Source organism: Parageobacillus thermoglucosidasius, from assembly GCF_001295365.1.
In the GTDB taxonomy this organism is placed as follows: Bacteria; Bacillota; Bacilli; order Bacillales; family Anoxybacillaceae; genus Parageobacillus; species Parageobacillus thermoglucosidasius.
On record NZ_CP012712.1, the window covers coordinates 3,591,997 to 3,618,941 of the forward strand.

Genomic DNA, 26,945 nt, shown 5'->3' on the forward strand with positions numbered 1-26,945 from the left:
TTAATGGACCGGCTCTTTCTGCAATTTTCGCACATCGACAAAATGGCCATAAATAGCGGCAGCTGCAGCCATCGCCGGGCTCACTAAATGCGTTCTTGCCCCTTTTCCTTGCCGTCCTTCAAAATTCCGGTTTGATGTGGAAGCACAATGTTCTCCTTCCGGGATAATGTCCGGATTCATTCCTAAGCATGCACTGCAGCCGGAATCGCGCCATTCGAATCCTGCATCGATAAAAATTTGCGCTAACCCTTCTTTTTCGGCTTGTTTTTTCACTTGCTGCGATCCCGGAACAACAAGCGCACGCACGCCATCCGCCACTTTCTTTCCTTTGACAATTTTCGCGGCTTCACGCAAGTCGCTGATGCGGGAGTTCGTACAGGAACCGATGAAAACGTGCTGCACCGGAATTTCCGTAATTGGCATGCCAGGCTTCAAGCCCATATATTCCAAGGCACGCCGCACCGCCTTTTGCTCTGTTTCGCTTGAAAAATCTTCTGGATGCGGTACTATCCCATCGACTGAGGTGCTCATCGATGGATTCGTTCCCCATGTCACCATTGGTGCGATCGTCGCCGCATCGATTTCAATCGTTTTATCGTATTCCGCCCCTTCGTCGGTGGCAAGCGCCCGCCAGCGCTCTACTGCTTTTTCAAACTCTTCCCCTTTTGGCGCGTATTTGCGGCCCCGCAAATAGGCAAACGTCGTCTCATCCGGGCTCACTAAACCGGCACGGGCTCCCGCTTCAATCGACATGTTGCAAATCGTCATTCTTTCTTCCATCGACATATTGCGAATGACTTCGCCAGTAAATTCGATGATATATCCGGTGCCGACATCCACTCCGTAACGCCCGATAATCGCCAAAATCACGTCTTTTGCCGTAACTCCTTCTCCCAATTTGCCATCGATGCGGATTTGCAGCGTTTTTGGTTTATGCTGCCATAACGTCTGCGTCGCAAGCACGTGTTCCACTTCGCTCGTTCCTATTCCAAACGCGAGCGCTCCAAACGCGCCATGTGTCGACGTATGGCTGTCCCCGCAAACAATCGTTTTCCCTGGTTGCGTTAAGCCAAGCTCTGGGCCGATCACGTGGACAATTCCTTGTTCTTCGCTATGCAAATCAGCCAACGGAATCGAAAATTCCCGGCAGTTTCGCTCCAATGCCGCAATTTGGTTTCTCGCTACTTCGTCTTCAATCATAAAACGGTTCACCGTCGGAACGTTATGGTCCATCGTCGCAAATGTCAAATCAGGGCGGCGCACTTTCCGCCCCTTTTGCCGCAATCCTTCAAACGCTTGCGGAGAGGTGACTTCGTGCACTAAATGTAAATCAATATAAAGCAAGTCTGGTTTTCCTTCTTCGCGATATACGACATGATTTTCCCAAATTTTTTCAATAATCGTTTTCGGTTTCACTACTTTCACCTCTCATTCTTTTTATGCGTAAACGGTCATTATGTGGGAAATCGCTTCATTATCTAAAATCACCGCTTTAATTTCATTGACCATTTCCTCCGTGGAAACGGCCCGATGCCCTTTTTGGGCAATATCTGCCGTCCGCAATCCGGCCGCCAATACTTGCTGGACTGCTTTTTCAACCGCATCTGCCTCTTTTGCAAGCCCAAAGGAGAGCCGAAGCATCATCGCCGCCGATAAAATTGCCGCAATCGGATTTGCTTTATTTTGCCCTGCGATATCAGGAGCAGATCCGTGAACCGGTTCATATAAACTCGGCCCTGATGCTGATAAACTCGCCGATGGCAGCATGCCGAGGGAGCCTGTCAACATCGATGCTTCATCGCTTAAAATGTCGCCAAACATGTTTTCCGTCACAATCACATCAAATTGTTGCGGTGAGCGAATCAGCTGCATCGCCGCATTATCGACAAGCATATGCTCGAGCGTTACATCCGGAAAGTCTTGCGCTATCTCTTCCGTAATTTCCCGCCACATTCTGCTTGATTCGAGCACATTCGCCTTATCGACAGACGTCACTTTTTTCTTCCGCTTGCGCGCAAGTTCAAACGCCGTTTTCACAATTCGCTGAATTTCTTCCTTTTTATATAAAAGCGTATCTACCGCTTTTTCTTCCCCGTTTTCCACTATCCGTCCGCTCGGTTTTCCAAAATATAGTCCTCCTGTCAGCTCGCGAACGATTAGCAAATCAACCCCTTGGATGACTTCCTTTTTTAAAGGAGACGAATCCGTTAAACTGTCGTAAAACTTCACCGGCCGCAAATTGGCAAATAAATTCATCTCTTTGCGAATTTGCAATAACCCTTTTTCCGGGCGCAAATGCGCGGGATTGCGATCCCACTTCGGACCGCCGACTGCCCCGAGCAATACCGCATCACTTTCCCGACAGATGGCAAGCGTTTCATCTGGGAGCGGCGTGCCTTTTTGATCAATCGCCGCTCCGCCGATAAGCCCGAATTCGAAGGCAAACTGATGCCCAAAACGGGTTTCGATTGTTTTTAAAATTTCGATAGCTCCCCTTGTCACTTCGTTTCCGATTCCATCTCCCGGCAATACCGCAATCCGATAGCTTCCCATGCCGTTTCCCTCCATTTTATTGCATCGCAACTTTTGGATTTTCCGCACGCATCGTTTCAATCATAAACACGCGGTTGACTGCGTTAATGTACGCTTTAGCGGAAGCTTCCAGCACGTCCTGCGCCGTGCCGCGCCCGCTTGTTTCAATGTCGTTCACCCGCACTTTCACAAACACTTGCGCAAGCGCATCACGTCCGCCGCTGACCGATTCAATCCGATAGTCAAGCAACGTAACCGGCGTTTTAAAGCAGCGCTCTAACGTGTTATACAACGCTTCGACGCTTCCGGCTCCTGTTGCCGCTTCTTGAATTTCATTTCCTTCTCCGTCCTTTAAGACGACAACAGCGGTCGGAATTTGGTTCGTTCCATACTGGACTTGAAGTGAAGTCAGCTGATAAAAATCTTTAAAGTGGTCAAATTTTTCTTCAAAAATAAGTGCGACTAAATCATCATCGGTAATGTCTTTTTTCTTATCGGCCAGTTCTTTAAACCGGACAAACAGTTTATTAATTTCTTCATCTGATAATTTGTATCCAAGTTCTTCGACACGATTGCGCAGCGCGTGGCGTCCGGAATGTTTTCCAAGCACCATTGAGTTGGATTGAACCCCGACAAGTTCTGGGGAAATAATTTCATACGTTGTTTTTTCTTTTAATACGCCATCTTGATGGATTCCTGACTCATGTGCGAAGGCGTTTTTGCCGACGACCGCTTTGTTTGGCGGAATGACCACGCCTGTCAATTTGCTGACTAAATTGCTCGTCCGCTTAATTTCTTGCAGGTTTAGGCGCGTTTCTGCCTGATAATAATCTTTGCGAATGTAAAGCGCGACAGCGATTTCTTCCAATGCCGCATTTCCCGCGCGTTCGCCGATTCCGTTAATCGTCCCTTCGATTTGTGTGGCGCCATGCTCGATTGCTGCTAGCGAATTGGCAACCGCCATTCCTAAATCGTCATGGCAATGGGCAGAAAGCGATACTTTTTCAATATTCGGAACATTATTGAGCAAAAAGGTGAAAATGTTTCCATACTCTTTCGGAGTAATATATCCTACTGTATCTGGGATATTAATGACCGTCGCTCCCGCTTTAATCACTTCCGTAATAATTTTTACCAAAAAAGGAAGTTCGCTGCGGCAGGCGTCTTCCGCCGACCATTGGACAATCGGAAAATAGCGTTTTGCATATTTCACGGAAGATACCGCCGTTTCAATGACTTGTTCCGGCGTCATCCGCAATTTGTGTGTCATATGGATCGGCGATGTGGCGATGAACAAGTGGAGGCGGGGCTCCGCGCCTCCTTTTAACGCTTCCCATGCGGCGTCAATATCGCTCTGCACCGAGCGGGACAGCCCGGTAACAGAGCATGTTTTGATCGTTTCCGCAATTTGTTTTACCGCTTGAAAATCCCCTTTCGATGCGGCAGGAAAGCCTGCTTCAATAATATCAACGCCGAGCCGTTCAAGCTGGCGGGCAATCTCCAGCTTTTCTTGCAAATTCAAATTGATCCCAGCAGACTGTTCACCGTCACGCAATGTCGTATCAAAAATGTTAATTTTTCTCACTCGTAACCACCACTTCTTTCTGTTTTTCATTCACAAATGGCATCATGCTGCGCAATTCGCGTCCGACAATTTCAATGAGATGCTCATTTTCGCGGCGATTAATCGCATTAAACTCTGGGCGGTTCGCCTGGTTTTCCAAAATCCAGCTTTTTGCAAATTTTCCTGTCTGAATATCATGAAGTACTTTTTTCATCTCTGCTTTCACTGCGTCATTAATGATGCGCGGCCCAGAAATAAAATCTCCCCATTGCGCCGTATCAGAGATGGAATGGCGCATCCAAGAAAGCCCGCCTTCGTACAGAAGGTCGACGATCAGCTTCATTTCATGCAAACATTCAAAATAGGCCAATTCCGGCTGATACCCTGCTTCCACAAGCGTTTCAAACCCCGCTTTAATAAGCGACGTTAAGCCTCCGCATAATACTGCCTGCTCGCCAAATAAGTCCGTTTCTGTCTCTTCTTTAAACGTTGTTTCAAGCACACCCGCTCTTGTCGCGCCGATCGCTTTTGCGTACGCGAGCGCCGTTTCTTTTGCCGCCCCCGTCACATCTTGCTGCACCGCAATTAACGCCGGCACGCCGGCTCCTTCCACATACGTGCGGCGCACTAAATGTCCAGGGCCTTTTGGTGCGACTAAAAATACATCGACATGTTCAGGAGGAACGATTTGATGAAAGTGAATATTAAATCCATGGGCAAATACTAACGCGTTCCCCGGCTGAAGCTCTGGTTCGATTTCTTCTTTGTATACATTCGGCTGTTTTTCATCCGGGAGAAGAATCATGACGATATCCGCCTGTTTTGCTGCTTCGCGGACACTATATACGGCAAAACCGTCTTGTTCCGCTTTTTCCCATGATTTCCCTTTCCGGAGCCCAACAATCACATTCACTCCACTGTCGCGGAGGTTTTGCGCATGCGCGTGTCCTTGTGAGCCGTAACCGATGATTGCCACTGTTTTTCCTTGTAAATATTTTTCATTTGCATCTCCGTTATAGTAAACTTTTGCCATTTTCCTCTCTCCTTTTCCGCAGTTTTTTAGATAATGAAAGCAGTTTTATGCATAGCGGCTGTTTTTTGCGAGCCGCGTGTAAACGCTGTGGTGCCTGTTCTTGCGACTTCTTTAATTCCGTAAGGGCGCAACAGTTCAATGAGCGCCTCCACTTTTTCCGATTCGCCCGTTACTTGAATAACGAGGCTGTCTTTGCTAACATCGACAATCGAAGCGCGGAACGGCTCAATAAGCGTATAAATCTCCTGGCGGAGTGCCGGCGTCACCGACACTTTCACGAGCGCCAGCTCCCGCGCAACAATCGCTTGGTCGGTAATATCATTGACTTTCAGCACGTCAATTTGCTTGTTCAGCTGTTTAATAATTTGCTCTGCCGTCCGCTCATCTTCGACATTGACAACAAATGTCATCCGGGAAATTCCTTCCACTTCCGTATGGCCTACCGTAATGCTTTCAATGTTGTAATGCCGTTTCGTAAATAACCCGGTAATGCGGTTGAGAACGCCAGGACGGTTGTTGACGGTCATTGTGATAATTCGCCGCATGGTTTCACCCCCACCATTTCGTGTATTCCTTTTCCAGGCGCAACCATCGGATAGACATTTTCATCCGCTTTGACATGGAAATCAAGCAAAACCGGACCGTCGATCGCAAATGCTTTCTTTAATACTTCCATGGCTTCCGCCTCTGTTTTCGCCCGGAAGCCCGGCATATTGTACGCTTCTGCCAGTTTTACAAAATCCGGCTGAGTTGGAATGAGTGAATGGGAATACCGTTTTTCGTAAAAAAGTTCTTGCCATTGGCGAACCATGCCGAGCGCCTGATTATTGACGATAACCACTTTAATTGGCAAGCGCAGCTCTTGAATCACCGCTAACTCTTGGAATGTCATTTGAAAACCGCCGTCACCGACAATGGAAACGACCGTCGCGTTTCTGTCGGCAAGCTGTGCTCCGATCGCTGCCGGGAGGCCGAACCCCATCGTTCCGAGCCCGCCGGAAGTCACCCAGCGATGCGGCTTATTAAACTTGTAATATTGCGCCGCCCACATTTGGTGTTGTCCGACATCTGTTGTTATAATCGCGTCTCCGTTCGTTAGTTCGTAAATCATTTCAATCAGTTTTTGCGGCTTAATCGTTTGCGCGTCATCTTCGTAATATAGTGGAAATCGCCGTTTCCATTCATTAAGCTGGGCCAGCCATGCCGTTATGTCCGCCGGCTTTCCTTGCTGGTGAATCAATTCTTTCAGCGCCGCTTTCGCATCGCTGACGATCGGAATTTTCGTCGGCACGTTTTTCCCGATTTCTGCCGGATCGATATCAATGTGGGCGACCGTCGCTTTTGGCGCAAAGTATTTTAAATTTCCTGTAACGCGGTCATCGAACCGTGCCCCAATGTTAATGAGCAAATCGCATTCATATAGCGCCATATTTGCTGCATACGTGCCATGCATGCCAGCCATCCCTAAAAACAGCGGGTGATCGGCAGGAAATCCGCCTAAGCCTAAAAGGGTGTGAACGACTGGAATATTTTGCTGTTCGGCATATTCTCTCAATTCATTCGAAGCGTTCGCATGCAATACACCAGCTCCCGCTAAAATGACAGGTTTCTTCGATTGGCTGACCGCCTCAACAAGACGGCGGATTTGCAAATGATTTGGCTGTATCGTCGGCTGATACCCCGGCAAATGGACCTCTTGTTCGTAATCAAATTCCCCTTCGGCTGTGGTAATGTTTTTCGGAATATCGATTAACACAGGCCCCGGCCTTCCTGTCGTGGCGATATGAAATGCTTCTTTAATAATTTTCGGAAGTTCGTTTATATTCCGAACTTGGTAATTATACTTCGTGATTGGCATCGTTATCCCGAGAACATCCGCTTCTTGGAACGCATCGGAACCGATGACGCTCGTCGCAACTTGGCCGGTAAAAACAACGAGCGGCAGCGAATCCATCATCGCATCCGTCAGCCCTGTCACAATATTTGTCGCTCCAGGTCCTGACGTCGCAATCACGACGCCCGGTTTTCCGGAAATGCGCGCATACCCTTCTGCCGCATGAATGGCCCCTTGTTCATGCCGCGTTAATACGTGAAATACTCCCGATTGGTACAACTTATCGTAAAGCGGCAATACCGCCCCGCCCGGATATCCAAAAATGACTTCTACCTTTTCCGACTTTAACGCTTCAATGAGCATTAATGCTCCGCTCATCTTCGTTTTTTCACAGGTTCTTTCCTCCACTTTCATCCTTGACATTTTCCATCCTCCCTCACATTTTTCATCACTATGAAAAAAACCTTTTCACCCACGATGACCTACTTTGATTCGGTCAAAGGGGCGAAAAGGTTCACTTTCCGCGGTACCACCCTTCTTCGTGGCCATAGGGCCACCTCATGAGCGATCGGCAGGCCAATCGCTCTTTTTAGTAACGAGTGAAGCTGCGCCTTCTCCACCCGTCCAGCCTTACTAGTTGCACAACGTTCAGGCTGGCACTCAGAGGTGAGTTCGTCAAGCGGCGGCATCACCGGTTTCCAGCTACCCCGGCTCTCTGTGGATGCCGTCCCCGCTGACTACTTGTCCTCATCATTGCTTTTTTCGTATAATATTTTAATTAACCAACATTCGCGTTTGTTTCGTATACTTTTACCCCTTCGGAAACGACACGGCGTCTAAACTCTTCAAGCAGCCGCTTTGTATGCGGCCCCGGCACACCCTCGCCGATCACACGCCCATCCACCTTCACAACAGCGATCACCTCAGCCGCCGTTCCGGTTAAAAAGACTTCATCAGCGACATAAACGTCATGGCGCGTAAACGGCTCTTCTTTAACGACATAACCAAGTCCTTGAGCAATTTCGATAATCGCCTGGCGCGTAATTCCTTCCAGCGCTCCAACGTATCCAGGCGGCGTATATATTGCCCCGTCTTTTATGATAAAGACGTTATCTCCCGATCCTTCAGCGATATATCCTTGGTCATTTAAAATCAACGCTTCGTCAACGTTAGCAAGATGTGCCTCAATTTTGACAAGAATGTTGTTTAAATAGTTAAGCGACTTCACTTTTGGACTAAGCACATCTGAACGATTTCTTCGCGTTGCAACCGTTACTACTTCGATTCCAGTTTCATATAAATGTTTTGGGAAAAGCGCCAGCGGTTCCGCAATAATAATGACTTGCGGTTTTTGGCATTTATATGGATCAAGCCCTAAATCACCGACTCCGCGTGAAACGACAAGGCGAATATATGCATCTTGATATTGGTTTTTTCGTATCGTCTCAACCACATATTCTGTCAATTCCTCTTTTGTATAAGGAATCGTTAGCAAAATGGATTTTGCCGAATTATAAAGGCGATCCATATGCTCTTTTAATCGGAATACATTGCCGCTATAGACGCGAATCCCTTCAAAAACACCATCACCATACAAAAAACCATGATCGTATACAGAAATTTTCGCGTCTTCTTTTGTCACAAACTCACCGTTTAAAAAAATCCATTGTTCACTCAATTTTGTTCCCCTCTTCCCTGGTAGTACGAGCTGTTCATTTGCGCTGATCATCTATTTGTATTCGTTTGATTTATTTGAAAATTATAATAATCCTAAAACAAACGAGAGTCAATATGTCTTTTTTGAATATTTCGATTCGTTAGATTGTTTGTATACGCTTACATATCGATAGAATCAACGAATTCCGCAACAAAAAAATTTTTTTGATGCTTGCAGCCCAAAAAATAAACCCTCCTTTTCCGGAATGGAAAAGAAGGGTTAGCGTCCCAGGAGAGATTCGAACTCCCGACCGACGGCTTAGAAGGCCGCTGCTCTATCCAGCTGAGCTACTGGGACATAATAATATTACACTCCATTTTTGGTTGGCTGCCTCTTCCTCTGCCAGTTTGATTCTAAGAAGCTGGATGCGTCGAGGCAACTCGCAGCCAATTCGATGAGGTGTTGCTTGTTGCTCTATCCAGCTGAGCTACTGGGACATAATAATATTACACTCCATTTTGGTTGGCTGCCTCTTCCTCTGCCAGTTTGATTCTAAGAAGCTGAATGCGTCGAGGCAACTCGCAGCCGATTCGATGAGGTGTTGCTTGTTGCTCTATCCAGCTGAGCTACTGGGACATGATAATTATTACACTCCATTTTTGGTTGGCTGCCTCTTCCTCTGCCAGTTTGATTCTAAGAAGCAGGATGCGTCGAGGCAACTCGCAGCCAATTCGATGAGGTATTGCTTGTTGCTCTATCCAGCTGAGCTGCTGGGCATAGCATTATATTGTTCAATTGCAACTTTCATCGTTGTCGTTGATTCACAGTCTCTTCCTCTGCCAGCATATGCAAAAAGCCGGATGCGCTGGAACAGGAACAATTTGAAACTTAGATATTAAGATTCGCATTGTTAATCACTATAAAATTTTCAAAGACATTTTATATTATAAAAAAGTTTTTTAATAAAGTCAAGATAAAAAAGAGCGAGGGACATTGCCCCGCTCATAAAGCGAATGCTTTTGTCAGAGAGTGCACTTCTTTTCCATCAACTTCATAAAATCGGACTGTTGCTTCTCCATCTTCGATTTGCAGCAGCGCATACGTTTTTTCTTTTCTTGTTCTTGGCAACAAAATGCTTCCCGGATTAATAAACAAAATACCATCAATCAGCTCAGCGCCGGCAATATGGGAATGACCAAAACATACTACCTTTGCCTCTATTTCTTTCGCACGATAGTAAAGATTCATTAACGACATTTTCACATTATAAAGGTGACCGTGAGTAATAAAAAATCGGATTCCACCGATTTCTTCGATTCGTTCTTTAGGAAATTGTGCAGTGAAATCACAATTTCCGCGCACGATCAAAAAATGCTCAATTTCTTTGTGACCAGTGGACAATTCCGAATCGCCGCAATGAATGAGCGCATCCGCTTCATGGCGGTGGCGCGCCGCGATTTCTTCTAATTCTTTCGTTAATCCATGACTGTCACTAATAATTAACACTTTCATCTTTCTTTACTCCTTATCGTTAATGATTTCATCCCACTGTTCTTCCAGTTTCGCCAACGCTTTAGCCCGATGACTAATTTGATTTTTCTCTTCTTTGGACAATTCCGCCATTGTTTTTCCTTTTTGCGGAACGTAAAAAATCGGATCATACCCGAATCCGTTTTCTCCTTTTGGCTCTTCTGCAATGTATCCTTCGCACGTCGCCTCCACAACGGCTGTACGGCGTCCCGGAGCCGCGACAGCAAGCGCGCAATGAAAGCGGGCCGTTCGTTTTTCCAATGGAACTCCTTTCAATTCTTCTAACACTTTGGCGATATTTTTTTGATCGTCCTTCTCTTCCCCAGCGTAGCGGGCGGAGTACACCCCCGGTCTTCCATGTAAAGCGTCGATCGCTAAACCGGAGTCGTCAGCGATCACGGTCGTATGAAAATAGCGGGCCATCGCTTCCGCTTTTAATATCGCGTTCTCGGCAAACGTGCTTCCCGTTTCTTCGACATCCGGGCAATCTGGAAAGTCGAGAAGCGACTTTACTTCAACTCCTTTTTTGGCGAGAAGCGCTTGAAACTCTCGTGTTTTTCCGGCATTTTTCGTCGCGATAATCACTTGTTTCATGACACATCCCCGCTTTCTTGGCTTCGCTTTATGTCAATTTGCGCCGCAAGTTCCCCTAACGTTTTCCGCTGAATATCGATCAGCTGCCGAATTCCCACTTCTGCGGTATCTAACAATTCGTTTAATTGTTCCCGCGAAAATGTCGCTTCTTCTCCTGTCCCTTGAATCTCAACAAAACGGCCGGCTCCTGTCATCACCACATTCATGTCGACTTCCGCCCGGGCATCTTCCGTGTAGTTTAAGTCAAGAATGATCCCATGCTCTGGGTCGATCCCAACAGATGTAGCGGCTAAAAAATCGTTAACAGGAAGTTCATCGAGTTTCTTTTCTTCGACTAATTTCGCAAACGCTAACACCATCGCCACATATGCCCCTGTAATCGATGCGGTCCGCGTCCCCCCATCCGCTTGAATGACATCACAGTCGATCCATACTGTTTTCTCGCCTAATTTGTCCAAATTAACAACAGAACGAAGCGCCCTGCCGATAAGGCGCTGGATTTCCATTGTCCGCCCCGATACTTTTCCTTTGCTGGATTCCCGCACGTTCCGCTGCTCTGTCGCCCGTGGCAGCATCGCATATTCCGCAGTAATCCATCCTTTTCCACCACCGCGCATAAACGGCGGCACTTTATCATCGATACTTGCTGTGCAAATCACTTTTGTATCGCCAACCGTAATAAATACCGATCCTTCCGCGTGTTTTATAAAATGTTTTTCCATATGTACAGGACGAAGCTGTTTGTTTTCTCTACCATCTACTCTCATTCAAAAGCCTCCTTTATCATAAACAGAAAGAGGTAGCACACCGCCTACCTCTTTTTTATATCATAATCTCACATCCCACTGCCAGCCGCTCTATTCATTTGCACGATAATTTTTCTAAAATAGCGCAAACTGCTGCTCTTCCTTTAAAAACTTTCTGCGTTCACGTTTTCCGGCCTTGTCACCGGCTCGGATAGCGTTTTTCCATCTTCCTTTACCAGATTTGCCTTTCCATTTACCGTAATCGCGACACTTTCAATTCCTTTTTGCTCCGTTAAGGAAAGAACGAGGGAATTTAATACATGATCCAAAATGACATTTTTCTTATTGCTGCCGTAAATTGCTTCATTGAAGTTTAGCGTCACTTTCCCATCTTCATATTTTGGCTTTCCCAATAGCTGAGTATCCGGCTGAAACTCACTTAAAAGGCCGCTGCCATAGCTCGGCCCTTTAATTAATTCGTTCACCGCGGCAACAATATCGTCTTTTTCTTTATTGGACACGCGCCGTGTGACAGGAACGTAGTACGTATTGCTTCCTTGCTGCGCGACAAAATAAACGGTAACCGGGTGAGTATTTGTAATATCAATAACACCGCTTGCTTCTATATTAATCCCATCGGCGCGGCTGACGCCATCTTGGATCGGCGTTTTATTGACAGGCATGACATCTTGGTCATAACCGTTAATGCGAATTTTTACTTTTTTCACATTATCAAACTGTGTCAGCGTCCATGTAATCGCCTGTAAAATTTTCTTTTCATCTTCCGGTCTATAATTGGCAAACTCCGGCGAGAAATCAGCGATAATGGTTCCATCTTTCTCCAGTTTTACCCCTAACACACGCGTGTCTGCCGGCAGTACAGCGCGAAAACCGTTCGGCAGCATCTCCGAAACAGGGCCGTCCTCTACTAAATATTCAAGAACTTGCTTTGCAACAGCGTCTGTTTTTGGCAGCTCCACTGTCTGCGGCACAACAAATCCATTTTTATCAATCAAGTAAAGTTCACGTTTCACTGTTTCCGTTGCTTTGTTCACACTTTTTTCTTCTTTTTGTTTTTCTGTTGTCTTTTGCAATGATTGCCCCTCTTCTAAATAGCTCACATCCTGCGGCGGGTCAATTTCCTTGACTGCTCCATCTTTTCCAAATAGCCCGCAGCCGCTAAGCAACAGCAACAATGCGGCAACGGATGCGGCTAGCTTCCTCGCTCCTCGGTTGAACATGAAAATTCCCTCCTACACATAGTTTGTACTACTATGTATACGAGCATTTTTGGAAAATAGAATAAAAAAATCCTTTAGCGTGAAAGCTAAAGGATTTTATAATTCAATCGTTTGAACACGTTCTATCGGCTTTCCAAACCATTTGGAAGCAATTTTTTGGAACAGCTCCTTCGGTCCTGTCGTGAAAAACAAATGTTCTGCCGCACGTTGCCCCGTATAAAGCAAATGGCTATGATGCAAAATCGCGCTAACTTCACGCGCCGTTTCATCACCGGAGCAAATAAGTTTAACACGCTTCCCCATATATTCCTTTATGAGAGGGCTTAACAAAGGATAGTGAGTGCAGCCTAAAATAAGGACATCCATATTGCTTGACTTAAACGGCTCAAGCGATTCGGCGACGATTTTCTTTGCTTCTTCCCCTTCGAAGTTTCCGCTTTCGACAAGCGGAACAAATTTTGGACACGCCAAACTTTCCACATGAACCCGAGGGTTAATGGACTTAAGCGCTTTTTCATACGCGCCGCTCTTTACCGTGCCAATCGTGCCAATCACGCCGATATGGCCGTTCTTCGTCGCTTTTAGCGCTGCACGAGCTCCGGGATGTACCACGCCTAATACTGGAATATCGAGCTGCTCCCGAATTTCGTCCAATACAACAGCCGTTGCCGTATTGCAAGCAATTACAAGCATTTTAATATTATACTGCAATAAATAATTCGTCATTTCCCATGTAAATTGACGAATTTCTTCTTCTGGGCGTGGTCCGTACGGGCAACGCGCCGTATCTCCAAGATAAACAATCCGTTCTTTCGGCAATTGTCGCATGATTTCTTTTGCAACAGTTAATCCGCCAACTCCTGAGTCAATAACACCAATTGCTCTTTCCAAGTGATCGCCTCATTCTTTTTTCATTTCTTGATGTAATTTCCGCAAACATTTCTCTAAAAAGACAATTTCTTCGTTGGAAAAACTTCGCAATACCTGTGCCAAGTCGTATTGGCGCTTTTTAATCACTTCTTCGATAATTCGCTCACCTTCTTCCAGAAGATGAATGCGCACGACTCGCCGATCATGCTGGTCTTTTATCCTAGCAACGAGCCCGTTTTTTTCCATTCGGTCTACTAAGTCTGTTATTGTGCTGCACGCCAAATACATTTTGTTCGATAATTCGCCAATCGTCAAGTCCCCTTCTTCTAACAGCCATTGCAATGCAACGAATTGCGGCGGTGTAATCGGATATTGCGTTAAAATTTCGCGGCCTCGTTGTTTTAAAATCTCGGCGATATAGCGAAACAGCTTTTCGAGTTCGACAACAGTCTTTTCATTCAAGTGGAACGGCATACAATCTCCCCTGCAGCGACGCATTATTATTTTTAACGTTTTTCTGCAAAAATGCAATTCAAAAGCATTGATGAAGAGAGTTGTTCGACAACTTTTGCCACATCATGTTCATTTTACTACACTTTATCACATCATCAACAGCTTTAATATTGAGACTTTAAAATCAAACGCTGAACAATGTTTGTGATTGGCTCCAAAAATATAACGAACCGGCTACCTTAAAAAAGGTTAGCCGGCATTTCTTATAGTTCAAGCTCCCCCATTCGAAGCAATTCAATAACCGCTTGGGACCGCCCCTTTACCCCAAGTTTTTGCATTGCATTCGAAATGTGGTTACGAACCGTTTTTTCACTAATAAACAGTTCTCTAGCAATTTCTTTTGTTGTCTTATCCTGAACTAATAACTCAAATACCTCTCTCTCTCTTTTCGTTAGCAACGGCTTTGGTTGAAATGATTTGTCCTTCAAGTATTGTAACCCTCCTTGCTTTCACTAGACCTGAACTACCGGATGGGTATTATTCACCATATAGTATGTGAAAGAAAGGGTTGCGGTGACGGAATTTCGCTTATCTAATAGAAAAATAGGTGTTTTTTCTAAACAAGCGCCGCTGTCTGCACTGTTGCAGCGTTTTCTGCATCCCCCGCTGCAAAGAACGTTTTCCCGCGCATGTTTATTCATTTGTTTCCCCGGCAATAAAGAAATCCTCTTCATGATGAAAGTCATGAAGAGGATTTTTTTATCCTTACAATTCGTCACTTCCAAAGAAGTTACGGAACATGTGAATGGTCGCTTCGCGGTTAAGCGCAGCGATCGAAGTCGTTAACGGAATGCCTTTTGGACAAGCTTGCACACAGTTTTGTGAGTTGCCGCAGTTCGCCAAACCGCCGTCCCCCATAATCGCTTTCATCCGCTCCGCTTTATGCATCGCGCCTGTCGGATGCGTATTAAAAAGGCGCACTTGGGAAAGCGGTGCCGGACCGATGAAATTCGATTTGCTGTTGACGTTTGGACATGCCTCTAAGCATACACCGCATGTCATGCATTTGGAAAGCTCGTATGCCCATTGGCGCTTCCGTTCTGGCATACGCGGACCAGGACCTAAATCGTACGTTCCGTCAATTGGGATCCATGCTTTCACTTTTTTCAACGAATCAAACATGCGGCTGCGGTCTACTTGCAAGTCACGTACTACCGGGAACGTACGCATCGGTTCCAAACGGATTGGCTGTTCTAATTTATCAATTAACGCTGTACATGCTTGACGCGGTTTGCCATTAATGACCATCGAACAAGCGCCGCATACTTCCTCCAGACAGTTCATTTCCCAAACAACTGGAGTTGTTTTTTGCCCTTTCGCGTTAACCGGATTGCGGCGAATTTCCATCAGCGCGGAAATGACGTTCATATTCGGGCGATATGGAATTTCAAATTCCTCTTCGTACGGTGCAGAATCAGGACGATCTTGACGTGTTATAATGAATCGAACCGTTTTTTTCTCGCTCATCGTTTACTTCACTTCCTCTTTCTTTTTCGTGTAGTCGCGTTTGCGTGGCTTAATCAACGATACATCGACATCTTCATAGTGGAATGCCGGCCCATCTGGAGTATAGCGTGCCATCGTTGTTTTGAGCCACTCTTCGTCATTGCGCTCTGGAAACTCCGGTTTATAGTGCGCACCGCGACTTTCGTTCCGGTTGTAGGCGCCCAGCGTGATGACCCGCGCCAGTTGAAGCATATTGTACAATTGACGGATAAATGTCGCTCCTTGGTTGCTCCATTTCGATGTATCCGTCACGCTGATATTTTTATAACGTTCAAGCAATTCTTGAATTTTTTCATCGGTTTTCAGCAACTTGTCGTTATAGCGGACGATCGTCACATTTGCCGTCATCCATTCGCCAAGTTCTTTATGCAGCACATATGCGTTTTCCGTTCCATCCATCGATAAAATGTTGTTCCAGCGTTCTTCTTCTTGTTTGACATAGCGATCGTACAGCGATGACGGCATTGCATCTGCCGATTTTTCCAAACCGCGAATGTATCTGACCGCGCTTGGCCCAGCAACCATGCCACCGTAAATCGCCGATAATAAGGAATTCGCTCCAAGACGGTTAGCGCCGTGAATGGAGTAATCGCATTCGCCAGCGGCAAACAGCCCTTTGATGTTTGTCATTTGGTCATAATCGACCCATAAGCCGCCCATCGAATAGTGGACAGCCGGGAACACTTTCATTGGCACTTTGCGAGGATCTTCCCCCATAAATTTCTCGTAAATTTCAATAATCCCGCCAAGTTTCACATCTAATTCCTTCGGATCTTTATGGGAAAGATCCAGATATACCATGTTTTCCCCATTGATACCGAGCTTCAAGTCAACGCAAACGTGGAAAATTTCTCTTGCTGCGATATCACGAGGCACAAGGTTTCCATAAGCCGGGTATTTTTCTTCAAGGAAATACCAAGGTTTTCCGTCTTTATATGTCCAGACTCTTCCGCCTTCCCCGCGGGCCGACTCACTCATCAACCGCAATTTATCGTCTCCCGGAATCGCCGTCGGGTGAATTTGGATAAATTCTCCGTTTGCATAGTACGCGCCTTGCTGATAGACAATAGACGCCGCTGAACCTGTGTTGATGATCGAGTTCGTCGATTTTCCGAAAATGACGCCTGGCCCGCCTGTCGCCATAATGACCGCATCCGCAGGGAACGCTTTAATTTCCATAGATCTCAAGTCTTGTGCGACGATTCCGCGGCAAATTTGCTCGTCATCTAAAACAACGCCTAAAAACTCCCAGCCTTCATATTTCGTTACAAGCCCCTCTACTTCATGGCGGCGCACTTGTTCATCAAGCGCATATAATATTTGCTGCCCTGTTGTCGCCCCTGCGTATGCAGTGCGGTGATGCTGCGTGCCGCCAAAGCGACGGAAATCAAGCAACCCTTCAGGAGTACGGTTGAACATAACTCCCATGCGGTCAAGCATATAAATGATGCCCGGCGCCGCCTCGCACATTGCTTTTACCGGAGGCTGGTTTGCTAAAAAGTCGCCGCCATATACAGTATCGTCAAAATGTTCCCAAGGAGAATCGCCTTCCCCTTTCGTATTGACCGCGCCGTTAATCCCACCTTGCGCACAGACAGAGTGAGACCGCTTAACAGGCACGAGCGAGAACAATTCAACAGGCACTCCAGCTTCTGCGATCTTAATCGTTGCCATTAGTCCAGCTAGACCGCCACCAACTACGATGATTTTTCCTTTTTTCATTGCCACTCACTCCCTAAAAGATTGCTAGTATTAAGCAAATGCTAAGATGGCACGAATGCCGACGATGGAAAGCGCGACAAAAATGATCATTGTCACGTATGTAAAAACTTGTTGTGAACGAGGAGACACCGTTAACCCCCAGCTTACGCAGAAGGACCATAAACCGTTTGCAAAATGGAACACTGTTGATAAAATTCCGACAATGTAAAATGTCAGCATAGCCGGATTATCGACAATATTCGCCATCATTTCATAGTTTACTTCCGCGCCCAATGCGGCTTGCACTCGAGTTTCATATACATGCCATGTCACAAAAATTAACGTGATGATTCCGGTGATCCGCTGCAAGACAAACATCCAGTTGCGAAAATACCCGTAACGCCCCACGTTAAACTTCGCTGTAAAGGCGATATAAAGACCATAAATAGCGTGGAACAGCAGCGGAAGAAAAATGACGAATATTTCTAAAAAATGCCGAAACGGCAAATTCCCCATGAAAGAAGCAGCACGGTTAAACGCTTCCGGCCCTTTTGTCGCAAAATGGTTTACGACTAAATGTTGCACTAAAAAGATTCCTACTGGAATGACTCCCAACAGTGAATGAAGCCGACGGTAGTAAAACTCGCGATTTCCTGCCATTATGTAAACCCCCTTTAAATAATAACAACGATGAAATAGCGCTCCCCATCCACAAAAAATAGAACATATTAATGATTAATAGAGCGTGTAACTGCTTCCATTTCCATTAATCATTGTGTCACATTCATTGTACTCCCACATTGTACAAGCGTCAAGAAAACAAAGTCACAAAATGTTCAAAGATTTGAATATTAAAACAAAACAGCCTCCAAAAATCATCAGAAAGATAATGCATGCTCCCCCGCAATTCGTTATAATGTTGAATTAGATAGAAAGAGGGGAATCATGTGAAACTACCAACATTAGAAGAACAATATAAAGCATTAGAAGACATTCATGTTTCCGCATTTGGCTCTGAACTAATCCGGCAAATTCTTCTTCCTGAATTGCTCGGAAAAGAAACAGCAAGCATTTTATACTGGGCTGGAAAAAGTTTGGCACGCCGCTATCCGCTAGAAACAATACCTGATATTATTGCATTTTTTGAAAAAGCCGGATGGGGAACGCTTTCCATTGTCGAAGAGCGCAGCGACGAGTTGCATGTCGAGCTGACAGGGCCGCTCATTACCGCGCGGTTTGCTCTTCACGAAAATTGCACGTTCCAGCTGGAAGCGGGCTTTCTCGCCCAGCAAATCGAACACCAAAAGCGCCGCGTTGCCGAAGCGTTCGAACAGCAAAAGAAACGGGCTAATAAAGTGCTAATCATTATTAAATGGGATCGCAAAGATGAAATAAGCAGCTAGGAAGCCTGCGCAACGCAGGCTTTTGTCATTTTGTGTGCGCCGCTTTCGCTTCATCGGCGAGTCCGAACGCGTCATGAAGCGCTTCAACTGCACGTACCATGTTTTCTTCGTCAATCACTGTGGAAATTTTTATTTCCGATGTGCTGACCATTTTTATTTCAATTTCTTGATCTGCTAAAATTTTAAACATTTTCGCGGCTACTCCCGGATTGGAAATCATGCCGGAACCGACGATCGACACTTTGGCTAAGCCGCTTTCGTATTGCACGTTCGCTCCTTCCAATGATTGCAATACTTGAAGCGCTTCTGGCAGATCTTCCGTGCGAATGGAAAAAGAAACGGATGCTGTTTCGGAATTCGTCGCACTTTGAATAATAATATCCACATTGATGCCCCGATTGGCAAGCGCCGTAAAAATAGTCGGCAATGTATATAGACTATTTTGGATTCCATGTACTGTCACTCTTGTTACTTGATCTTCAAATGCGATGCCTCGTACGATTAAATGCTGTTCCATTGAAACTTCCTCCTTTACGATCGTTCCGCCTTCATTTTCCATGCTCGAACGCACTTCAAGCAGCACTTCATAATTTTTTGCGAATTCAACGGCGCGCGGATGCAGCACTCCCGCCCCTAAATTGGCCAACTCAAGCATTTCGTCATAAGAAATCTCTTCTATTTTTCTTGCCGTTTTGATATAACGCGGATCCGTCGTAAACACGCCGGTTACGTCCGTATAAATATCGCACTTGTCTGCTTTTAGCGCTGCCGCCAGCGCCACTGCGGTCGTATCGGAGCCGCCGCGTCCGAGCGTAGTAATTTCCCCTGTTTCCGTCACCCCTTGAAATCCTGCAACGATCACAATCGCTCCTTCATCGAGATGACGGCGGATTCTCGCCGTGTCAATGTTCATAATGCGGGCATTGCCATGCATTTCTTCCGTCGTAATTCTCGCTTGCCACCCTGTTAACGAAACGGCCTTCCATCCTTTTTCATGAAGCGCCATTGCAAGCAACGCAATGCTCACTTGTTCCCCTGTCGAAAGAAGCATATCCATCTCTCGCTTGCTCGGATGATGGGAAATTTGTTTCGCTAAATTGACAAGCTCATCGGTCGTTTTTCCCATCGCAGAAACAACGACAACCACTTCATTTCCCTTTTTTGCTTCCTCAATCACCCGATTCGCTACATGTTGGATTCTTTCGATGGAACCAACAGATGTTCCGCCAAATTTTTGCACAATAATTCCCACTTCGTCTCACCCTTTGCCTATGAATATCATGTTTGTCCGCAAATAAAAACAGCAATGAGAGAAATCCCATTGCTGTGCATCACGAAACGAAAAAAATCGAATCGCACCGCACAGTGAGATAGCTCTCCAAGATGAATCCCATCTTGACAGTCCTACATTTCTTAAACGCAGGACCAGCGGAAAAAGCAATGAGACTTTTTCCACTTCGGCGAAGCTCCCCTTTCCACATCCATCTTCGGAACTCATTTTCCTCCGAATGTGTACTCTTGAAGTTCGCGCCTCTATCTTCACTTCGGCGTTCGGAAGCGTATAAATATAAAATTTATTGCAATCATATCAAACTTTTCTGTCGCTGGCAATATTATTCACGTAATTTCTCATAAATTTTTTCGGCGACAGAGCGCGGAATGTTCGCTTTTTGCAATTCTTCTACCGTCGCTTCCCTCATGTTTTTTATGGACCCGAAATGCTTTAACAGCGCTTTTTTTCGTTTTTCGCCAACGCCAGGGATGTCATCGAGCACCGAGCGCAACATCGTTTTTCCGCGCGTTTGCCGATGAAATGTCACCGCAAACCGATGCACCTCATCTTGGATGCGTTGCAATAAATAAAACTCTTGACTGTTTCGCGCTAATGGAACGACTTGCGGCGGGTCCCCCATGATTAACTCGGATGTGCGGTGCTTATCGTCTTTTGCAAGCCCGGCGAGCGGAATATCAAGCCCTAATTCGTTTTCAAGCACATCCCTTGCCGCAGCTAAATGTCCTTTTCCTCCGTCAATAATAATTAAATCAGGAAGCGGAAGCTTTTCTTTCAGCACGCGCGTATAGCGTCTCCGCACCACCTCGCGCATCGATTCATAGTCATCCGGCCCCTCCACCGTTTTGACTTTATATTTGCGGTACTCTTTTTTCTCCGGTTTTCCATCAATAAACACAACCATCGCTGAAACCGGATCGGCGCCATGAATGTTGGAGTTATCAAATGCCTCAATGCGATGCGGCGTTGGAATCCCCAATATTTTCCCTAAGTTTTCGACCGCCTTGATCGTTCGTTCTTCGTCCCGCTCAATTAAGTAAAATTTTTCTTGCAAAGCAATAGCCGCGTTTTTGCTTGCTAAATCAACCAATTCTTTTTTCTTGCCTTTTTTCGGCTGCACGACCGTGACTTCCAGCAACTGCTCGGCAAGCTCCCCGTCCATATCGGCCGGCAAAATGACTTCTTTCGGCTTAAAGTGGTTCGCTTTTGTATAAAATTGTCCTAAAAATGTAAGGAACTCTTCATCCGGGTCTTGATACATCGGAAACATCGAGACATCGCGCTCAATCAGTTTTCCTTGGCGAATGAAAAATACTTGCACACACATCCATCCTTTGTCATACGCATAGCCGAACACATCGCGATCAACGAAATCATTGATGACCATCTTTTGTTTTTCCATCGTCGCTTCAATATGGGAAATTTGATCGCGATATTCTTTCGCCCGTTCAAATTCGAGCGCTTCGGCTGCCTTCCTCATCTTTTCCGCAAGCTCTTCTTTCACTTCTTTATATCCGCCGTTTAAAAAGCGGACGATTTGTTCAACGATTTCTTTATTTTGCTGCTCAGACACCGGATGCACACATGGCGCAAGACATTGCCCCATGTGGTAATATAAACAGACACGGTTTGGCATGGTCGAACATTTGCGCAGCGGATAAATGCGATCTAACAGTTTTTTCGTTTCGTTTGCCGCCTGCACGTTCGGGTACGGCCCGAAATATTTCCCGCCGTCTTTTTTCACTTTTCTTGTAATGACAAGACGCGGATGTTTTTCGGCGGTAATCTTAATAAACGGGTAACTTTTGTCGTCTTTAAGCATCACGTTATATTTCGGATCATACTTTTTGATTAAGTTCATTTCTAAAATAAGTGCTTCGACATTCGAAGAAGTAACAATATATTCAAAATCAGCAATTTCATTGACGAGCCGCTGCGTTTTGCCGTCATGCGTGCCGGTAAAATACGAACGCACGCGGTTTTTCAGCACTTTTGCTTTGCCGACATAGATGACGGTGCCATTTTTATCTTTCATCAAATAACATCCCGGCTGCTCCGGGAGCACGGCTAATTTTTCTTTTAAGTGATCATGCATCATAACCACTCCATCACATTAATTCCGCCATTCATATAGCGTAACATTTCCGTACACCGGATCTGCCAGTGTGCTGGAACGATAGGTTTTCACTTTCCGCACATGACGGGAAAGGGAAACCCCTTGTGCTTGAAAGCCTTTAACCACATGATCGGTCAAATAAATTTTAACATGCCGGTAATTCGCCTTGTCCTGTAAAAAAAATGAAAAGTGCAGCACATCTTTGTGCGGAAAATCCACATTAAGGTATTGAAGCACACGCGTTTCTTCCCATGTATACAAAACGAGTCTCTCTTCACTTTTTTGTAAATCATACGCTAACTGGTATGTTGCCGGCAACTGCAGCGCTTGTTCGCGCAGATGCCATGTTCCTGTTGCCAATTGCACGGCCAACACAGCTGCTGCTAAGCCCCAGCGGCACATAGACATATGATTGCGAATATAGCATGTCCATCCGTACAATAAACCAAGATGGACAAGCGGGAGAATGTGCCGCGGCTTTTCAATATTTTGCGCAAATAGCGCCCAAAGAAAATACGCAAATCCGGAAACGAGAAGCCAGCGGGGAAACGGCGATGTCCTCATCCGCCATACCGCCGCCCATACCATTATATACAAAAAAAGGAGAATCACGTTTTGGCTTGCTATCCCTGTCCATAAAATATTATAAAAGAAAAACTGGCTTCCTCGCTCCCATAACGGCTGCATGCCGTTTGCTGCCGTCCCGCCCCATTCCGCGAAATGGCCGCTTGTAAAGGAGAGAGCCAGCTTGAAAAAGGACTGGAAACTTCCTTCCGCCACCGCAACCGCCGCTATCCAAATAAATTGGAAAAAGGCTGCAGCTGTCAAAAAACAGCCGAGTCGGCTGATACTGCGATGTTTTTTCCAATCTTCATACCATAAACATAAGATCGCGACCGCAAATGGGGCATACGATAAGCGGATTCCCATCAATATGCTTAACAAGGCAAGGGGAAGAAGCCGCATCCACCATGCATCACGACTCCTCGCCGATTCGATGGACCAAAAATACCACCACAGCACTGCCAGCGCCGCCCCGTCCGACATCGGCTGGCCCGCAATGACCATCACATAGCTTGCCGACTGGATAAGCGTGCTGATGAACAATGATATCGGAGTCGAAAAATGCTTTTTTAACAAGAGAACGATCGGAACCGTTGCCGAAAACAAAGCAATGACATTAAAGACAGATAGCGCTTTTGCCGGATTGTCAACAAACGCATGAACAAACATGCCGCCCAACACGAAATATGGATAACCAGGAAAATGCGGCTGCATCGCCAATAAATCATAACGGTCTAACGCCAAGGCAAAATCGACTTGATCCCATGTCGCCGCATAAGGACTAGCATAGTATATTTCCAGCAAAAACAAAACTGTTAATATAACGAAACTAAAATATGACAAAAATCGATTATTTCCCAAAAAATGCTTCATTGCCTTTCTCACCTTAACCATTATAAATAAGAAAAAGCACAAGACAATCATGTCTTGCCAGACTGTTGAAAAACGATTTTGTCAAGAGACAAAATCGTTTTTTTATGATATATGTTGAGAAAACAACTGATGAGGAGAAACCACTTATGTACTACTACCAATCGAACTTAGAGATTCAACAAAATCGTCAAGCTTATGAATCCATGTATGATCCTAACCATATCTTGGTTCAAATCGACAAATTGATGGATTGGAACAGTGTATATCAGTTACTTGAACCGTTTTATCCAAGTACCATTGGTCGCCCCACGATTGATCCGTTGATTTTTGTAAAAATCCTCATGATTCAATATCTGGAAGGGTTTCGATCCGTTCGGTTTACCTGTAAACAAATCCAGCAACACGCCACGTATCGCTGGTTTTTAGGCATTTCCCCCACCGATAAAGTCCCTTGCCACTCCAGCGTTTCCAAGTTTCTTCGCCATCGGGTCGATCCCGATGTATGGGAAGCGTTATTTGATCATGTCCTTCAATGGATTCAAGAAGATGGGTTCTTGTCTCCGGACACGTGGGCAGCGGATGAAACAGAGTTAAAAGCGAATGCCAATAAACGAAAACGCATCCAAGTGATTCAGACGATGGCGGTGAAAGAAGAAGAGGACGTGTTACAACTGGTCAATGAAAAACGACAACAGCATGGAAAAAAACCGTTAGCTCCCAAAGCAGAGAAGCTGGCAACCAAAAAGATGATCTGTAGCACCACAGATCCAGATGCTGGGTTATCGGTCAAACACGATCCGCGTGGTCTCTTTGCGTTCCACGATCATCGAATCGTTGACACCTTGCATAATTTTATTTTGGATGCTTACGTGACTGCCGCCACCGTGCCTGGCCATCGTATTTTGATGGGGCGAATCGAGCGTGTTGAACATCGAGTAGGATATTCTCCCGAAGAAATAGTGTTAGACGCTGGCTATTATAACGCCCGACTAGCAAGAGAATTAGAGAAAAAAGGAATTTTGGCGTATATGTCGTATCGACGTTTTCATCGAAAGGAACATCCCGATTGTCGTTCCGTAAAGTTCCAGCAAGTCACAGACGATGTGTATGCGTGTCCCTTTGGCGTAAAGTTCACCTATTCGACGTCCACCCGTTCTGGATATCATGAGTACAAACCAGCAGTAAAAGGAAGTTGTGTGGGATGTCCTGCCGCAAAAGGCGCAAAGGATCGTGTATTTCGAGTTTCCGTTCATCAAGATATCTACGAACGAATGCGGAAACAACGATTATCGATGAGAGGAAAAGTGTTGCGATCGGTACGTCCATCGACGATTGAGCGAAGTTTCGCCGAAAGCAAAGAACTCCACGGTCTTCGTTTCACACGATACCGTGGAGTCCGGCAAGTACAAATTCAGGTTTGGATCACCGCCATGATCCAAAACCTCAAAAAGTGGACCAAATTGCGATCACTCCAACAATATGGTCTATATCTAACCTACCAAATGGAAGAGAAAAAGAAAAGAAAAAGTTCACACTCCTCGTGAACTTTTTCTTGACGTCCGACTTTTTCAACACTTTGACAAGACAATCATGTCTTGCACTTTTTACATTACCTTTTTCGTCGTTTTTGGTTCAAGCGCTTGAACGGCTGTTTTTGTTTTGGTCGCATTGCGGCTCGTCACTAATAAATAAACGACAACGAAATACCCAATATAGGCGATGATTTCTTCAAGCGACGGCATGGATGAATAGCCGAAGAGCGCTTTTAAAAACACGCCGACCTCTCCCGAAAAGACGGGCGCAACGCCGTGATCGCGGAGATAATGTTCATAATCAATCGGATGTTCTGGAAGCAGCCATGTCAAATCATAAACGTGCGGCATCACACTGCCGATAATGTTTAAATCTTGAAGCATCGAAATGCCTTGGACAAGCAGGCCCGCAGCAATCAAAACGATGAACGCCCCTGTTACTTTAAAGAACGTTTTTAGCGGAATGCGCATCGTTCCTTTGAAGAAAAGATAGCTGACGATCACTGCAATCGCGATTCCCGTCGCCGCTCCCCATCCTTGCATTGCCGCACCGATGTTTCCGTGGGTAATCGCAGCAAAGAAAAAGACCGTTTCGACCCCTTCGCGGAGCACGACTAAAAACGAATGAACGACCATGCCGATGACATTGCCAGTCGTAATAAATTGATCCATTTTTCCTTCGACGCTTTCTTTTATATTGCGGCTATGCTCGGCCATCCAAAAGACCATTTGCGTCAACAAAACCGCCGAAACAAACATAATGCCGATCTTTAAGTACGTTTCGCTTCCCATCGCAGCAAAACCGGTGAACACGACTTGGAAAAGAATCGCGACCCCAATGCTCGCCAAAACCGCCAATCCTGCACCGAGCCAAACATACTTCGTATATTCTCGATGATCAACCCGCTTTAAATAAGACGTTATAATGCCAACAATCAGCAGTGCCTCGAGCGCTTCGCGGAACGTTATCAGCAGCGCTTGAACTTCCATCGCATAGTCCCCCTTTTATTCCGTCATGTCCGCTTGCGGCGCCATGAATATACGACAGCCCCGGCAATCACGATAACAAGAATGGCGATCGGAATCCAGTTTTTTAATTTCGATAAGTCCGTCCATTCTTTTTTCTGCACTTCTTGCGGTTTTTCCGTTGCACTCTCCGAAAAGTGCCCCACCTTTAAGCTTTTCAAGCCAAATTGCTTTTGCAGAGATGTTAAAATCGTTTCTTTGCTTTTCTTAAATTGCTCGATGTCCGTTTCTTTTTCGCCGACACCAAACAATCCCGGGTTTCCTAGCGACTGCAACGCTTTATTGAATTCATCTTTTAACTGTTTATCAAGGGCTGCATCTTTTCCTTGCACCATCGGGGAAAGCGCTTCATATGTCGCAAACGCTTTCGCTAATAACCGTTTGCTCGTATCATACTGCGCAAAATTTTTCTCGACGTTTTCCAAGCGGCGCGCGATATTTAAAACAAGAATTTTCTCCATATTTTTTAAAACAGCTTCTTTATCCTTTTTATCGAGCGCCGATAACACCGCTTGCGAAGGCTCTTTTCCCATATGCATATCTATTTCTTCTTTGACCGTTTCGAAAATGGCGCGTGCCTCCGCAAAGTTTGGCGGCTGCTCATTTAACTTTTCCGCCATTTGTTTATATGCTTCCGCGACTTTTTCTTCATTCGGATCGCCGTAAGAATAGGCAAAAACAGAAATTGGAGTACTATTGAGAATGAATATCAATGCTAAAGAAAAAAATAAAAAAAACCGCCTCATTGCCGATTCCTCCTACAATAATGATAATGATTATCATATTCTGTGTCAATAAGATGGCGAAAAATCCCTTCCC

General features: G+C 45.6%; 24 protein-coding genes, 1 tRNA gene, 1 riboswitch and 1 other annotated feature. Of the genes, 2 read left to right on the forward strand and 23 right to left on the reverse strand.

Annotation, left to right across the window (positions count from 1 at the left end; translation table 11 throughout):
- The 18 genes from leuC to AOT13_RS17820 form a co-directional block, all read right to left on the reverse strand.
- Positions 1-1,416, reverse strand: a complete 1,416-nt coding sequence (gene leuC / locus AOT13_RS17735; RefSeq protein WP_003248811.1) for a 3-isopropylmalate dehydratase large subunit — start codon at positions 1,414-1,416, stop codon at positions 1-3.
- Between the two features lie 21 nt (positions 1,417-1,437).
- Positions 1,438-2,553: a 3-isopropylmalate dehydrogenase gene (gene leuB, locus AOT13_RS17740; RefSeq protein ID WP_003248809.1), complete on the reverse strand. Its 1,116-nt coding sequence runs from the start codon at positions 2,551-2,553 to the stop codon at positions 1,438-1,440.
- A gap of 16 nt (positions 2,554-2,569) precedes the next feature.
- On the reverse strand, positions 2,570-4,117 hold the full coding sequence (locus AOT13_RS17745) for a 2-isopropylmalate synthase (RefSeq protein WP_013400288.1): 1,548 nt from the start codon (positions 4,115-4,117) through the stop codon (positions 2,570-2,572).
- Positions 4,104-5,129: a ketol-acid reductoisomerase gene (gene ilvC, locus AOT13_RS17750; RefSeq protein ID WP_013400287.1), complete on the reverse strand. Its 1,026-nt coding sequence runs from the start codon at positions 5,127-5,129 to the stop codon at positions 4,104-4,106. Before ilvC ends, AOT13_RS17745 begins: the two co-directional genes overlap by 14 nt.
- 26 nt (positions 5,130-5,155) lie before the next feature.
- Positions 5,156-5,674: an acetolactate synthase small subunit gene (ilvN, locus tag AOT13_RS17755; protein ID WP_003248803.1), complete on the reverse strand. Its 519-nt coding sequence runs from the start codon at positions 5,672-5,674 to the stop codon at positions 5,156-5,158.
- Complete coding sequence (gene ilvB / locus AOT13_RS17760) at positions 5,653-7,386, reverse strand: acetolactate synthase large subunit (protein WP_042383399.1); 1,734 nt, start codon at positions 7,384-7,386, stop codon at positions 5,653-5,655. Before ilvB ends, ilvN begins: the two co-directional genes overlap by 22 nt.
- Before the next feature lie 74 nt (positions 7,387-7,460).
- Positions 7,461-7,726, reverse strand: a binding site (T-box leader).
- A gap of 15 nt (positions 7,727-7,741) precedes the next feature.
- Entirely contained in the window at positions 7,742-8,641 is a 900-nt protein-coding gene (ilvE, locus tag AOT13_RS17765) for a branched-chain-amino-acid transaminase (RefSeq protein WP_003248798.1), read from the reverse strand.
- Between the two features lie 262 nt (positions 8,642-8,903).
- Positions 8,904-8,977: transfer RNA gene (locus AOT13_RS17770), tRNA-Arg, on the reverse strand.
- Between the two features lie 645 nt (positions 8,978-9,622).
- Positions 9,623-10,132: a metallophosphoesterase family protein gene (locus AOT13_RS17775; RefSeq protein ID WP_013400285.1), complete on the reverse strand. Its 510-nt coding sequence runs from the start codon at positions 10,130-10,132 to the stop codon at positions 9,623-9,625.
- Positions 10,133-10,138: 6 nt separating this feature from the next.
- On the reverse strand, positions 10,139-10,744 hold the full coding sequence (locus AOT13_RS17780; protein WP_003248795.1) for an XTP/dITP diphosphatase: 606 nt from the start codon (positions 10,742-10,744) through the stop codon (positions 10,139-10,141).
- The gene (gene rph / locus AOT13_RS17785; RefSeq protein ID WP_013876497.1) at positions 10,741-11,511 is read right to left on the reverse strand and encodes a ribonuclease PH; all 771 of its coding nucleotides are present in this window, start codon (positions 11,509-11,511) and stop codon (positions 10,741-10,743) included. Before rph ends, AOT13_RS17780 begins: the two co-directional genes overlap by 4 nt.
- A gap of 143 nt (positions 11,512-11,654) precedes the next feature.
- Positions 11,655-12,731 carry a GerMN domain-containing protein gene (locus tag AOT13_RS17790; RefSeq protein ID WP_003248790.1) on the reverse strand — a complete coding sequence of 359 codons (1,077 nt, stop codon included), beginning with the start codon at positions 12,729-12,731 and terminating at the stop codon, positions 11,655-11,657.
- Positions 12,732-12,827: 96 nt separating this feature from the next.
- Positions 12,828-13,622, reverse strand: a complete 795-nt coding sequence (gene racE, locus AOT13_RS17795) for a glutamate racemase (protein ID WP_003248788.1) — start codon at positions 13,620-13,622, stop codon at positions 12,828-12,830.
- Between the two features lie 9 nt (positions 13,623-13,631).
- Positions 13,632-14,075 carry a MarR family winged helix-turn-helix transcriptional regulator gene (locus AOT13_RS17800; protein WP_013876495.1) on the reverse strand — a complete coding sequence of 148 codons (444 nt, stop codon included), beginning with the start codon at positions 14,073-14,075 and terminating at the stop codon, positions 13,632-13,634.
- 242 nt (positions 14,076-14,317) lie between these two features.
- Complete coding sequence (locus AOT13_RS17805; protein ID WP_003248783.1) at positions 14,318-14,542, reverse strand: helix-turn-helix domain-containing protein; 225 nt, start codon at positions 14,540-14,542, stop codon at positions 14,318-14,320.
- Positions 14,543-14,819: 277 nt separating this feature from the next.
- The gene (gene sdhB / locus AOT13_RS17810) at positions 14,820-15,581 is read right to left on the reverse strand and encodes a succinate dehydrogenase iron-sulfur subunit (RefSeq protein WP_003248782.1); all 762 of its coding nucleotides are present in this window, start codon (positions 15,579-15,581) and stop codon (positions 14,820-14,822) included.
- A gap of 3 nt (positions 15,582-15,584) precedes the next feature.
- Positions 15,585-17,342, reverse strand: a complete 1,758-nt coding sequence (sdhA, locus tag AOT13_RS17815; RefSeq protein WP_003248780.1) for a succinate dehydrogenase flavoprotein subunit — start codon at positions 17,340-17,342, stop codon at positions 15,585-15,587.
- A 30-nt stretch (positions 17,343-17,372) separates the two neighbouring features.
- Positions 17,373-17,981, reverse strand: a complete 609-nt coding sequence (locus AOT13_RS17820; RefSeq protein WP_003248778.1) for a succinate dehydrogenase cytochrome b558 subunit — start codon at positions 17,979-17,981, stop codon at positions 17,373-17,375.
- 287 nt (positions 17,982-18,268) lie between these two features.
- On the opposite strand from AOT13_RS17820, the gene AOT13_RS17825 reads away from it, so the two are divergent.
- Positions 18,269-18,724, forward strand: coding sequence for a YslB family protein (locus AOT13_RS17825; protein WP_013876494.1), 456 nt, complete (start codon positions 18,269-18,271; stop codon positions 18,722-18,724).
- 25 nt (positions 18,725-18,749) lie between these two features.
- Here AOT13_RS17825 and AOT13_RS17830 read toward each other — a convergent pair whose 3' ends face one another.
- The 3 genes from AOT13_RS17830 to AOT13_RS17840 all read right to left on the reverse strand — a co-directional run bounded on the left by AOT13_RS17830 (position 18,750) and on the right by AOT13_RS17840 (position 23,568).
- Entirely contained in the window at positions 18,750-19,976 is a 1,227-nt protein-coding gene (locus AOT13_RS17830; protein WP_003248775.1) for an aspartate kinase, read from the reverse strand.
- A gap of 111 nt (positions 19,977-20,087) precedes the next feature.
- A riboswitch (Lysine riboswitch) is annotated at positions 20,088-20,268 on the reverse strand.
- 69 nt (positions 20,269-20,337) lie between these two features.
- Complete coding sequence (gene uvrC / locus AOT13_RS17835; RefSeq protein ID WP_003248774.1) at positions 20,338-22,110, reverse strand: excinuclease ABC subunit UvrC; 1,773 nt, start codon at positions 22,108-22,110, stop codon at positions 20,338-20,340.
- 18 nt (positions 22,111-22,128) lie between these two features.
- The gene (locus AOT13_RS17840; protein ID WP_042383386.1) at positions 22,129-23,568 is read right to left on the reverse strand and encodes a nucleoporin-interacting protein; all 1,440 of its coding nucleotides are present in this window, start codon (positions 23,566-23,568) and stop codon (positions 22,129-22,131) included.
- A gap of 146 nt (positions 23,569-23,714) precedes the next feature.
- On the opposite strand from AOT13_RS17840, the gene AOT13_RS17845 reads away from it, so the two are divergent.
- A complete protein-coding gene (locus tag AOT13_RS17845; RefSeq protein ID WP_042386311.1) occupies positions 23,715-25,112 on the forward strand; it encodes an IS1182 family transposase in 1,398 nt (465 codons plus the stop codon).
- A 60-nt stretch (positions 25,113-25,172) separates the two neighbouring features.
- Here the strand turns inward: AOT13_RS17845 and AOT13_RS17850 are convergent, their stop codons facing one another.
- Both AOT13_RS17850 and AOT13_RS17855 read right to left on the reverse strand, forming a co-directional pair.
- A complete protein-coding gene (locus tag AOT13_RS17850; RefSeq protein WP_042384505.1) occupies positions 25,173-26,090 on the reverse strand; it encodes an FTR1 family iron permease in 918 nt (305 codons plus the stop codon).
- A 23-nt stretch (positions 26,091-26,113) separates the two neighbouring features.
- Positions 26,114-26,872, reverse strand: a complete 759-nt coding sequence (locus AOT13_RS17855) for a hypothetical protein (protein WP_042384502.1) — start codon at positions 26,870-26,872, stop codon at positions 26,114-26,116.
- Positions 26,873-26,945 lie beyond the last annotated feature (73 nt).